The organism is Bisbaumannia salifodinae, from assembly GCF_055388505.1.
In genome coordinates, this window is record NZ_AP043781.1 from 1,639,677 (window position 1) to 1,652,038 (window position 12,362).

Consider the following 12,362-nt stretch of genomic DNA (forward strand, 5'->3'; position numbering starts at 1 on the left):
GTAGGGGCGGTAGCGTGCCTGAATGCAGCAATATTCTTGTACCACCGGCAACCTCCTGCAGGCGCCTGTCTTAGCCAGCGATATAGAAGGCCATTGACGCTGGGGTAATAGGAGATTGCTTTAACAGGCGATAAAGAAACCCAGTTGAAGCAGGCCTTCTCCGTACGCAGGCTGTAGCGTTTCACCCTCATGGTGGCCTTCACCCGATTCATCAGCTTCGGGGGCCTGTTGTGAGTATCCAGACGGTGGACCTCTTTGGGCATGGGCGTACATGCAGTGTTATTAGCCCTGGAAAAACACGCAAGCATGCGAATCCTGCATAGGTAGACGAGCTATAATTAATTAATTTTAAAATAAATTGGTTAGGTGCTGAGTGGTAGGCTGTATTTGCTGGACAATCGTGACGGCACGTTGATCCAATCATAGAGCGCGCCGTCTAACACCTGTTATCTGCTCGCAGGAGTCTGTCTTTGATCACTTTTTTAACGGGTATCTTATTAGGCATTTCACTCGCTACTGCCGGAGTATTGGCTTTCGATATATTCGGTGAGGAAGTTTCATATACGCTCATTCCCAACGTGGTTATTGCGATTTCAGCTGTAATAGCTCTATATATACACCAAAGCTCTGTAAAGCATCAAAAGGAAGAAAGGGAGTGGGATATTAGGAAGGATATACTTATCCAGCTTTCCGCTACTCTGGCTCATCTTACGGAGGAGACGAGAAAACTATGCGAAAATTCTTATGCAGACATGAGTCAGCTCCCGGAGGAGGAGCATCGAGATATAGATTTTAGCCACTTGAAATCGTTTTCTAAAAAAGTCATTGAATGCCTTCATGCGTATAGGCCGTTGCTGTCAAAGGATTTGATCTCAGCGCTAGAAACGTACAAGGTAAGAGATCGTGAAATCGAGGATTCCTTCGATATAGGCGAATACAGCCATGCTGAGGCTTACGAGGAGCTAATAACTGAGCAGGAAAAGTTGCAGCTACTCATTAGCAACCAGATTAAAAAATTCGCCAATCTATAGCACATAGCACATGACTTCGGGGCAGATAACAATCCAAGGCAGTGGGACATATTTTGCTTCGCTGCGCTCAAAACGCAAAATATGCCCCTGCTTGGGGCGTTATATGAATATGCAGCCAAGCGCACTGGTCTAGGATAAGAAATTAATTTGAACTATAGGCCAGGGAAGAGAGGGTATAGTCTGCGTATAGCTGAGCTGGATTATATAGCCTCAGATGGCGTGGTGGAATACCTATCCCATGACTTAGTACCTGGGTTGTCAGCTTTTCAATTCCTATCTAATGGATTGGAATAATATGAATATCCACATGCATTGCGCAGCCGTATCGTCGCTGAACCTGATCGAAAAATAGTAGGTATGCCGCTGTCATATCCTGCAGAGTACCACTGAATAACTGAATAACTGAATAACTGAATAACTGAATAACTGAATAACTGAATAACTGAATAACTGAATAACTGAATAACTGAATAACTGAATAACTGAATAACTGAATAACTGAATAACTGAATAACTGAATAACTGAATAACTGAATAACTGAATAACTGAATAACTGAATAACTGAATAACTGAATAACTGAATAACTGAATAACTGAATAACTGAATAACTGAATAACCGAATAACCGAATAACTGAATAACCGAATAACTGAATAACTGAATAACCGAATAACCGAATAACCGAAGAGCTAGTGAACTTCCTCCCAGCGGATCGCCTGGAGAGGTGAATTCTATTCCAACAGGGTTGAGGGAAGTTGTTTTCTAGATGCTATGAGCGTTGAGGAAAAATAAAGGGGCTTAGGTGTCGGTAAAACATTGCTAGAGAAAACCAAAGTCAAAGGCAGTAGTGAAGGTTGCGATGAATTAAGCCTTATCGTGTTTTCTGGTAATATAAGAGCTATTGCTCTTTATGAGCATGGCGCTTTCAAACGCGTTAAAAATATTGAACTGGAATCATGCCATCTAATTCCACATGAAGGCGGCTGTATGGATAACTTTTCCAGTTTCGAACATGGCCAATCTGATAAATCTCCCGTTGAAATTCCTGACTCTGAGATGCTAGATGCAGCCATGACTAAGCTGATCGAATGGCATGATGAGTTTAAAAGTAGGGCTGCTTAGTCATAGCCTTTTGGAGTGGAAATATATCTCTTGTCTGTTGCTAAGTGATAATCAGTGAAAATATGGAATATCTATTGAGAGGGAAGGAGTATGTCAGACCAGGATGCATCAAAAATAAAAATCCACACCACCTTGGTGGAAAAAATTAACTTCGCCTGCCACCAGAGCGCCTACGCGGTGCTTCGGGAATTGCAGATCGAGAATCTGGATGAAGAGCAGGATCTGTCTGATCTGACTGTGAAGTTGGAAGCATCTCCGGCGTTTGTGAAGTCGAAGACCTGGACGGTGGATCGACTTGCGGCGGGTGGCCTTTTGGGCATGAAGGATCGTGATCTGGAGCTGGATGGCGGTTTCCTGCTGGGCTTGACGGAATCCATGCGTGGGACGGTAACGGTTCGGGTCACTCAGGGTGAGCAGTGCCTTGCTGAGTTGGCGATTCCCGTTGAATTGCTTGCCTGTAATGAGTGGGGTGGCGCTACCTATATCCCTGAGCTGCTGGCTGCGTTCTGTACGCCGAACGACCCAGCGGTGGACCGTTTGCTGGGCCAGGCCAGCCAGATTCTTCGCAAGGCGGGCAAGTCGGGGAGTATCAATGGCTACGATTCCGGCAGCCGTGAGCAGGTGTGGCTCATGGCGTCGGCCATTTATTCCGCCATCGTGAAGATGCAGGTGGGCTATGCGCTGCCGCCGGCCAGTTTCGAAAGCAATGGCCAGAAGATTCGTCTCCCCAGCCAGATTGAAAGCTCGAAAGTGGCTACCTGCCTTGATACCACCCTGCTGTTTGCCGCAGCACTGGAGCAGGCTCAACTCAACCCGCTGGTGATTCTGACCCAAGGCCATGCGCTGGTGGGGCTTTGGCTGGATAAGGAGGATCTATCCAGTGTGGTGGTGGACGAAGCAGAAACCCTGCGCCAGCGTATCCCGCTGAAAGAACTGATCCTGATCGAAACCACCTTCCTGACCAACCACCCTGCGCCGCCGTTCTCCCAGGCGGTGAAAGACGGCATCAAGCAGGTCTCTCTGGATAAGGATCACGAATTTGTCGCCGCTATCGATATCCGTCGCGCGCGTGCGCATCGCATCAATCCTATTAGCCTGAAAACCGAGATTGCCGGGCTGGGCGAAGCGGAGGAAGTTCAAGACGTTATCGAGCTGGGACTTGAGGCTGCGCCGGTAGATTTACCGTCGGCCCCAGTGCATATTGAAGAAGATGTGCCGGAAGATACCCCGGGTGGCCGTCTGGAGCGTTGGCAGCGCAAGCTGTTGGACTTGTCTGCACGTAATCCACTGCTGAATCAGAAGCCCAGCAAAAGCAGTTTGACGTTGGTATGCCATGATCCTGGTGAGTTGGAGGACGTGTTGGCCACTGGGGCGCGGATTTCTATTGCACCTTTCCCGCAGTTGAAGACGCAGGACCAGGATTCGGATATTCATCGGCAGCGTACCGGCGAAGAGCTGAAAGAAGTCTATGCCCGCGATGCCTTGGCCAAGAAACAGGTGCTGGTAGATCTCACCCAGGAGGATCTGGATAAGCGGGCGGTGGAGATTTACCGCAAGGCACAAACATCGCTGAAAGAAGGGGGGGCCAATACCCTGTTTTTGGCTGTGGGTTTCCTGCTGTGGAAACCCCAGGACAAGGATAATCGCCGCTACCGTGCGCCGCTGATTCTGTTGCCGGTCTCTCTGGAGCGGAAGTCCGTGCGTAGTGGTGTGAAGATGGTGGCCAATGATGACGAGCCCCGTTTCAACACTACCTTGCTGGAATTGCTGAAAAAGGACTTCGGTATTGAGATTCATGGCCTCAGTGGTGCCTTGCCCGAGGATGAAAGTGGTGTGGATGTGGCCGGTATCTGGAATCGGGTGCGCCGTGCCATCAAGGATGTGCCAGGCTTTGAAGTGGTCGAAGAGACCGTGCTGGGGCATTTTTCCTTCGCCAAGTATTTGATGTGGAAAGATCTGGTGGACCGTTCCGAGGCGCTGAAAGAAAGCCCGGTGGTGCGCCACCTGCTGGATACACCCCGCGAGGCGTACGAAAGTGATATCCGTTTTGTTGATCCTAAAGAGATTGACCGGGAATACACTCTGAACCGCCCCGGGATTCCCGGAGGCTCCAAACCTTGAGAGGATGGAGCCATGAGCACATCAAATCGATATTCCCCCGAGGTGCGGCAGCGGGCCGTGCGAATGGTCTTCGATCACGAGGCCGATTACCCCTCCCAGTGGGCCGCTATTGGCGCTATTGCCCCCAAGATCGGTTGCACGGCTGAGAGCCTGCGTAACTGGGTGCGTCAGGCCGAACGTGATGCCGGCCGGCGTGAGGGCACCACGACATCCGAACGTGAGCGCATTAAGGCCCTGGAGCGCGAGAACCGCGAGTTGAAGCGCGCCAACGAGATCCTGCGCAAGGCCTCGGCTTATTTTGCCCAGGCGGAGCTCGACCGCCGCAACAAGTGATGATCGACTTCATCGATGATCACCGTGCGTCATACGGGGTCGAGCCGATCTGCCGTGTTCTGCCGATCGCTCCGTCGACGTACTACGCGCACAAGACCCGAGAAGCCCAGCCCTCCAGTGCGCCTCCCCGCGTGCAGCGTGATCGCTGGCTGCGTGCCGAGGTGCGCCGCGTCTGGGAAGAGAACTTCTGTGTCTACGGGGTTCGCAAGGTCTGGCGTCAGCTCCACCGGGAAGGCCTCTCGGTGGCGCGCTGCACGGTGGCCCGCCTGATGCGGGAGATGGGCTTGCGTGGCGTGGTCAGAGGCAAGCGAGTGCAGACGACCGTGCCGGATGCCAACAAGGCCTGTCCGGCGGACCTGGTTCGACGGCAGTTTCAGCCGAGTCAGCCCAACGCCCTCTGGGTGTCAGATTTCACCTATGTGGCGACCTGGCGCGGGTTTGTCTATGTCGCTTTCGTGATTGATGCGTTCGCCCGCCGGATCATCGGCTGGCGGGTGTCCAGTACGCCGAGGACCGACATGGTGCTGGATGCGCTTGAGCAGGCGCTTCATGAGCGGCGACAGCGGCATGAGGGAGCCCTGATCCATCACAGTGATAGAGGGGGGCAATATGTCTCGATCCGCTACACGGAACGGCTGACCGATGCCGGTATCGAGCCCTCGGTCGGTAGCGTGGGGGACTCCTATGATAACGCGCTGGCAGAGACGGTGATCGGACTGTTCAAGACCGAAGTGATCCGTCGATGCGGGCCATGGCGGCACCTGGAAGCCGTGGAGTTCGCCACTCTGGAATGGGTCGACTGGTTCAACCATCGACGCTTGCTGGAGCCAATCGGCAACGTGCCACCAGCGGAGCGAGAAGCACTGTATTATCAGCAACAGAGTCAGGCCCGGAAGGCCGCCTGACTCAAACCAGCGGGTCTCCGAGAAAGCCGGGGCGGTTCACTCCGGCAGACTTGCTGACGCCGCTGCCGGCGGATTCGTCACAAATGGCGGCTATCGCCACTGCAGATCGTGGCAAGGATTTCGTCATCATCGGCCCTCCCGGCACCGGCAAGAGCCAGACCATCGGTAATCTGATTGCACACATGCTGGGCAAGGGCAAGAAGGTGCTGTTTGTGTCTGAGAAGACTGCTGCACTGGAGGTGGTGCACCGCCGGCTCAAGGATATTGGCCTGGGTCAGTTCTGCCTGGAGCTGCATTCCAACAAGGCCAAGAAGGCGGATGTACTGGACCAGCTGCGGACTTCCTGGAACAGCGCTTGCCAGTCCACGGTCAGTGATTGGAAAGCTGAAGCGGAACGCCTCAAAGCATTGCGCGACCGCTTGAACAGGGTGGTGAATGCCTTGCATCAGCAGCACCGCAATGGTCTGACCGCGCACTATGCCATTGGCGTGAAGGTTCGTGATGCCGATCTGGCGGCCAAGGTGAAGTTGAGTTGGCCCAATGTGGCCTATCACGATGACGCGCAACTGCAGAAGCTGCGTGAAATGGCCGAATTGCTGGCGGTTCAGGCCAAGGCGGTAGGCAACCTGATCGACCATCCACTGGGTTTGATCAGCAACTTTGACTGGCGTCCGCAGTGGGAAGAGGAGGTGGTGGGTGCCGCCCGCAGTCTGAAGGCTGGTGGAGCGCAGCTGACTGAGAAACTGACCTCACTTGAGAAGGCGCTGGGGATCAGCCTTGGCGTGGTGGGCTTGCCCAAGCTGGCTGCCATGGCTGAATGCGGGCAGGTGCTGCTGGATGCCTATCGTCAGCAGGCCTCTTTTGCGCTGGAGCCTGATGCAACGGATCGGTTGGATGCGCTGGAAGAGGCAGTCACTCAGCTGAAAGCCTATATCGAAACGCAAGCCAAGCTGAGTTGTACCTATGAAGCTCTGGCTTGGCAGAAGCTGGATGCGACGGTGTTGGGGCAAGCCTGGGCGGAGGCCAATGACACGTGGTGGCCCAAGAGCTGGTTTGCCAAGCGCAAGGTCGTAAAGCAAATGCGCGAGGGCGGGGCGCAGGGTGATCCAGACCCAACCAATGATATTCCCGTGCTGAAACAGTTACGGGAAACTGGCGGCCAGATCGACCGCCTGGATGGTGTGCTGAAAGGCCTGCGGGAATGGGATTCCTATAATTCAGACCCGAGTGCCATGGCGGCCTTGAAGGAGCTGGGTTCACGGGCGCGTGTTGCGGTTGGCAAGCTGGCGGACGATGCAGAGTCCCTGGTGACCCTGCGCAGCAAGATCCGAACCCTGCTCTATGATGCCAACGACCTGTTGGCCCCTGAGGCTCCGGTGGGACGGGCTATCAATGATTTCAAAGCATCTTTCGAGTCCTTTAATGCCCATAAGGAAAAGTTCGAGGCATTGATCGGGGCTTCACTGGATAACGGACTGCCTGACGATGTACCTGCTCTGGAATCGTTAGGAGCACGGTGTCAGGAGATTGTGGACAACCATATTGCCCTGCGAGACTGGTGTGCCTGGGTGCGGCGTCGCTCCGAGGCGCTGGATTTCCAGCTCGGCCCGCTGGTGGAAGCGATCGAGAATGGCTCCGTAGCAGCTGATCAGGTGGAAGAGGTCTTCGAGGCGGCCTATTGCAGTTGGTGGTCGTCTGCGGTGATTGGTGAGGATGAGGTGCTGCGTACTTTCTCCTCGCCTGAACACGAAGCCGCTATTGAGAATTTCCGGGAGCTGGATACCCAGTTCAGTGACCTGACGGCGAAGTATATTGCGGCCAAGCTGGCCGGTGAGATCCCGGATCAGGAAACGACCAAGAAGAAGTCATCCTGGGGCGTGCTGGCGCACGAGCTGCAGAAGAAGATGCGCCACAAGCCGGTGCGGGAAATGATGGAAACCATCCCGGGTGTGATCACGACGCTGGCTCCTTGCCTGATGATGTCACCACTGTCGATTGCGCAATTTCTGTCCGCCGGGCAGGCGCAGTTCGACGTGGTGATTTTCGATGAGGCTTCCCAGATCACCGTTTGGGATGCCGTGGGCTCACTGGCACGCGGCAAGCAGGTGATTGTAGCCGGTGACCCGAAACAGATGCCGCCCACCAACTTCTTTGGCCGCTCCGATGATGACCCGGATGGCGACATTGATGGCGAAGGGGATCTGGAAAGCATTCTGGATGAGCTGATCGGTGCGAGCATTCCACAGCGCGTGCTGAACCTGCATTACCGTTCCCGCCGTGAAAGCCTGATTGCCTTCTCCAATAGCCGCTATTACGACAGTTCCCTGATTACCTTCCCGGCGCCGGTGCATCCTGATAAAGGGGTGTCATTGGTGAAGCCGGAGGGCTTCTATGCACGGGGTAAAGCACGCCATAATCAGGGGGAGGCCAAGGCCATCGTGGCTGAGATTGTCCGCCGTCTGACGTCTGAGGACGCCTCCATTCGTAGCCAGTCCATTGGCGTGGTCACGTTCAATACAGAGCAGCAGAGCCTGATTGAGGACCTGCTGGATAAGGCAAGAGCGGAAGATCCGGGGATTGAGTGGGCCTTCTCCGAGGACGAGCTGGAACCGGTGTTCGTGAAGAACCTGGAAACCGTGCAGGGTGATGAGCGGGACGTGATCCTGTTCAGCATCACCTACGGCCCGGATGAAGCTGGGCATGTCACCATGAATTTCGGCCCGCTCAACCGTACTGGCGGCGAGCGTCGCCTTAACGTGGCCATGACCCGTGCCCGTTCCGAGATGGTGGTGTTCTCCACCATGCCACCGGAGCGTATCGATCTTTCTCGCACCCAGGCGCGTGCCGTGGCAGACCTCAAGCACTTCCTGGAGTACGCCGAACGTGGTGCCTCAGCCCTTGGCGCTGCTGTTCATGGTTCTATGGGGGATTTCGAATCCCCGTTCGAAGTGGCTGTGGCCAGAGGGCTCCAGGAAAAAGGATGGACAGTACATCCCCAAATTGGAGTCTCCGCCTACCGCATCGATATGGGTATCGTTCACCCTGATAAGCCCGGTATCTATCTGACAGGTATTGAGTGTGACGGTGCCATGTACCACAGCTCAGCCTATGCCCGGGAAAGAGACAAGATCCGACAAGGGGTGCTGGAGGGGCTGGGCTGGACGCTATTCAGGGTGTGGTCTACTGACTGGTGGACGAATAAGCAGAAGGCTTTGGAAGAGGTTGATGCTGCCTTGCGAGGTCAGCTGGATATGAGTCGAAAAGAGTAACCGTCGTTGATAGGCATTATGCCCCTATATCATTACGAGGGGCGACGGAGGCTAATGTTTTGAGTAAAACTAGTAGAAATCTTTGCCTCATTGCTTTTTAGGTGTGATGACCTCGATTTTGAGATCGTGGCTGAATTTTAAGATGACCTTCCCATAAAGGAAAATCGGGATTTGATAGTTCACGGAAACCGTCTGCTTGGGTGTTTAACTATGTCAAAAACACATAACAAGCCGCTGCACGCTGACACATACTGCTACGCTCGTTTTTGTGTCTGTCGCTGCGCTCCATTTCCACACAAAAACGTTCTCCGAAGTATGTGCAGGTGAGCGGGGCGTTAAAAGGTGCTGACTTGGAAAAATTATTAGTAAGTGCCTGCCTCCTGGGAAAACGGGTCAGGTATGATGGAGGAAGCCTCGCTCTGACGGGCCAGGTTATCGAGCGTTGGCTATCTGACGGTCGCATCGTCTCCGTCTGTCCCGAAGTCGAGGCTGGGATGAGCATACCTCGCAAGCCGGCGGAAATTGTCGCAGGCGATGGTGAGCAGGTGTTGAGTGGTGAAACGATGGTTGCCGAAAAAGGCGGGGTGGAGGTGACCGACGAGTTTATCGCCGGCGCCGAGGTGGCCCTGGAATTGTGTCAACGGTTCCATATCAAGGTCGCCGTGCTGGCCGAGTTCAGCCCTTCCTGTGGGAGCTCGGCCATTTATGACGGGAGCTTTTCGGGAAAGAAGGTTCCTGGTATGGGAGTGACGGCGGCCTTGCTGCGCCGGCATGGCGTTCGAGTGTTTAGCCAATATGAAGTGGCCGATGCCGACAAGGCGATTCGCGCGATAAGCGAGTGAGAGTGAAAGTATGCAATATCAGGGGATGATCGAGGTGGAGTCATGAGAGTAGTTAGGGGCAGGGAATTTGTGGCGGATCGCGCCTGGGGCGCCGAGGATATTGCCTCGATGAATGGTGTTTCCACACGCCTGCATTGGACCGATCAACCATACAAGTGGCATGTGAACGATGGCGAAGAGGTCTTCGTGGTGCTGGATGGCAAGGTGGAAATGTTCTTCCGGGAAAACGGTGAGGAAGCGTCGGTGACCCTGGGCGTCGGGGATATTTTCTATGCCTCCGTCGGCACCGAGCATGTGGCCCATCCGGTGGGTGAGGCCAGGATATTGGTGGTGGAGAAGGAAGGCAGCGTATAACTCGGATAACTTATATATGCTTGACCAGGCTTTGCCACGATAAGGCACCAGTTGGTTTATATTTATCTATTGCAGGAAGCATTATGATCGTCGTCTATGGAATCAAGGAATACCTTAATCCGCTCAAGGCCCGGCTGTCCGAGGTGATTCACGGCTGCATGCGGTCGGTTCTCGGCATGCCGGAGGACAAGCGGGCGCACCGTTTTATGCCGATGGATGCCGAGGATTTCTATTACCCGGGTGGCAGGACGCCCGCGTATACGGTCATCGAGATCAATATGATGCAGGGGCGCACCCCGGAGACGCAGAAGGCACTGATCAAGGCGCTGTTCAGAGAGATCGAGTCGGAGTTGGGTATCTCCCCCGCGGATATCGAGGTAACGATCAAGGAACAACCGGCACACTGCTGGGGCTTTCGCGGCATGACCGGGGATGAGGCACGGGATCTCAAGTATTCGGTCAAGGTGTAATACCTTTAATGCAATGTTGGCTTAGTGAGATAAGAGATGAATGTTGAGAGTGCAGGGAAGCAGGACTATCTAACGCTGATAGCTATCTGGGAGGCGTCGGTCAGGGCCACACACGACTTCCTGGCGGAGGAAGACTTGCAGGAGCTTAAGCCGCTTATCCTTGATCAGTATTTCGATGTCGTCGACCTGATGTGTGCCAAGAATGACGAGGGCGAGATATTGGGCTTCTGCGGTGTCCATGATGGAAATATCGAGATGCTGTTTGTCTCGCCGGAAGCCCGCGGGAAAGGCGTCGGTTCACTGTTGGCGCAATATGCCATCGAGGCCCAGGGTGCGACGCGGGTCGATGTCAATGAACAGAATCACCAGGCCCTGGGGTTTTATCGGCATATCGGGTTTTCGGTAACGGGGCGCTCACCACTCGATGGCCAGGGCAAGCCGTATCCTCTGCTGCATATGGAATTGTCGGAAGCTTGACTGTATTTATCTTCTACGCCTCCGCAGAAGGTTGGGGCCGGTCTGATATATCACAGCACAACCTGGGTAGATGAGGAATATAGGCCTGATCTTGGCCGGTTTGCTAGGCTGGAATTGGGGAATATGCAATGTGAGACCTGCCCCTGTGACTTGGAGGTTCCGATGAAGAAGACACCAATCAATGTCAGCCCAGCCCTCAGACAAGCAGTGGGCGATATGAGAGCGAAAGCCTTGCCACAGCTTGTTGGCCTGATCATACGCTTTAACGAAGATGATCGGACGATCCGCGATCTATGGTCGGAAGGGGCGGGCCAGAACAAACACAAGCACAACCCGCACGGGACCGATCGCCTTCAGGCCTATCGTCGCGTCAATGATAACGATCCCACTGCCGGCGAGCGGGCCGCGAATAAGGTGGTCGACGCGGCGGGTTACCATGCGGAAGAACTGTTTATTATCTGCTGGGACGCCCTGCTCCGGGGGGCCGAACTGCGAGAAGATCAGATCGACACAGTCGATTTGATCTTGTCCAAGAGCCCATGCCACGGCGCCAGCGCGTCGTCGGCAATGAAACTGCAGGGAATCAACGAGTACTTCCCGATCGGGTGCGCATCCAAGCTGGCATCGTTCGTGACGAGTAAGGACCAAGGCATCGAGTGGCGCATTGCCTTCCTTGCGCTGGCTGGCTCAGACGCGCCGGACTACATGCCGATCGGCGGTTCTGGCGTGGATCGTCTGATGAGCGCACGCGAGCGCGAAATCGCTGAGGCTGCATTGAGCCAGGTTCGGTTCCGCGACGACGGCGCACCGACCAGGCTGCAACAGGCAGCTGTCCATGAACAACGTGCGCAGAGGTTTCAGGACCAGGCAGGAGAGCTGCATGGTAGGGAAAGGGGAGATGCGTTCGGGCAGGCGAAAAGCGAGCGGCAACGAGCCAGGACGATCCGGAGTGAGGTGGACCGGGAGGTCCAGGAGAAGTTCAGAAACGCCCGTACCCAGTCCGTCGCCCAGGCTCAGAGTGGCATTGCGATACTGGATCGCCTGCTGAACGTTGATGTGAGGCGCTGGCAGTCCTGACAGCGATCCGCACCGGTGAAGCACAAATAGCCGTGATACCCCGGCTGTCACGGTAAAAAGGGGCCGCGTGAAGCCGGAGACAGACTATGTAGTTATTGATTTATTGTTTCGTGAGTATTGTTATTATCTATATTCCATGTGGTTTTATTTTGATCGCTTGTTTGAACGTGTCTGTATGTTGAGCGTTGCGATTAACTATCAGCCCTGGGTGATCAATCGCCGGGGACTCGGCAGTTGGCTCGATTAGGAGACGTCGCAGCTAAATGATAGCACTCCAGGCCAAGAGGCATGCTGGGGCTCGGTCGAGGCGGCCCTCAAGCATGGCAAGCTCCCAAATCGGTGAATTTTTGGCCAGCCCCC

General features: G+C 54.5%; 10 protein-coding genes and 1 other annotated feature. All 10 genes read left to right on the forward strand.

Annotation, left to right across the window (positions count from 1 at the left end):
* Positions 1-470 precede the first annotated feature (470 nt).
* On the forward strand, positions 471-1,031 hold the full coding sequence (locus ACZ5EF_RS07430; protein WP_346063011.1) for a hypothetical protein: 561 nt from the start codon (positions 471-473) through the stop codon (positions 1,029-1,031).
* Between the two features lie 817 nt (positions 1,032-1,848).
* The gene (locus ACZ5EF_RS07435) at positions 1,849-2,154 is read left to right on the forward strand and encodes an N-acetyltransferase (protein ID WP_464123180.1); all 306 of its coding nucleotides are present in this window, start codon (positions 1,849-1,851) and stop codon (positions 2,152-2,154) included.
* 90 nt (positions 2,155-2,244) lie between these two features.
* On the forward strand, positions 2,245-4,275 hold the full coding sequence (locus tag ACZ5EF_RS07440) for a DUF4011 domain-containing protein (RefSeq protein WP_346063010.1): 2,031 nt from the start codon (positions 2,245-2,247) through the stop codon (positions 4,273-4,275).
* Between the two features lie 12 nt (positions 4,276-4,287).
* A protein-coding gene (locus ACZ5EF_RS07445) for an IS3 family transposase (RefSeq protein ID WP_346064042.1) occupies positions 4,288-5,513 on the forward strand; the annotation gives its coding sequence in 2 pieces (ribosomal slippage) (positions 4,288-4,573 and positions 4,573-5,513; 1,227 coding nt in all).
* Positions 4,566-4,682, forward strand: a sequence feature (AL1L pseudoknot). It overlaps the preceding gene by 117 nt.
* Before the next feature lie 83 nt (positions 5,514-5,596).
* Positions 5,597-8,782, forward strand: coding sequence for an AAA domain-containing protein (locus ACZ5EF_RS07450; protein ID WP_346063963.1), 3,186 nt, complete (start codon positions 5,597-5,599; stop codon positions 8,780-8,782).
* A gap of 350 nt (positions 8,783-9,132) precedes the next feature.
* A complete protein-coding gene (locus ACZ5EF_RS07455) occupies positions 9,133-9,624 on the forward strand; it encodes a 2-thiouracil desulfurase family protein (RefSeq protein WP_428832126.1) in 492 nt (163 codons plus the stop codon).
* A gap of 42 nt (positions 9,625-9,666) precedes the next feature.
* Positions 9,667-9,978, forward strand: coding sequence for a cupin domain-containing protein (locus ACZ5EF_RS07460; RefSeq protein WP_346063964.1), 312 nt, complete (start codon positions 9,667-9,669; stop codon positions 9,976-9,978).
* Positions 9,979-10,061: 83 nt separating this feature from the next.
* Positions 10,062-10,448, forward strand: coding sequence for a tautomerase family protein (locus tag ACZ5EF_RS07465; RefSeq protein ID WP_346063965.1), 387 nt, complete (start codon positions 10,062-10,064; stop codon positions 10,446-10,448).
* Between the two features lie 36 nt (positions 10,449-10,484).
* A complete protein-coding gene (locus tag ACZ5EF_RS07470) occupies positions 10,485-10,925 on the forward strand; it encodes an acetyltransferase (RefSeq protein ID WP_346063966.1) in 441 nt (146 codons plus the stop codon).
* A gap of 162 nt (positions 10,926-11,087) precedes the next feature.
* Complete coding sequence (locus ACZ5EF_RS07475) at positions 11,088-12,002, forward strand: hypothetical protein (protein WP_346063967.1); 915 nt, start codon at positions 11,088-11,090, stop codon at positions 12,000-12,002.
* Positions 12,003-12,362 lie beyond the last annotated feature (360 nt).

Coding starts and splice junctions, on each gene's coding strand:
- ACZ5EF_RS07470 (WP_346063966.1), top strand. CDS start 10,485: ATGAATGTTGAGAGTGCAGGGAAGCAGGACTATCTAACGCTGATAGCT.
- ACZ5EF_RS07450 (WP_346063963.1), top strand. CDS start 5,597: ATGGCGGCTATCGCCACTGCAGATCGTGGCAAGGATTTCGTCATCATC.
- ACZ5EF_RS07440 (WP_346063010.1), top strand. CDS start 2,245: ATGTCAGACCAGGATGCATCAAAAATAAAAATCCACACCACCTTGGTG.
- ACZ5EF_RS07465 (WP_346063965.1), top strand. CDS start 10,062: ATGATCGTCGTCTATGGAATCAAGGAATACCTTAATCCGCTCAAGGCC.
- ACZ5EF_RS07475 (WP_346063967.1), top strand. CDS start 11,088: ATGAAGAAGACACCAATCAATGTCAGCCCAGCCCTCAGACAAGCAGTG.
- ACZ5EF_RS07460 (WP_346063964.1), top strand. CDS start 9,667: ATGAGAGTAGTTAGGGGCAGGGAATTTGTGGCGGATCGCGCCTGGGGC.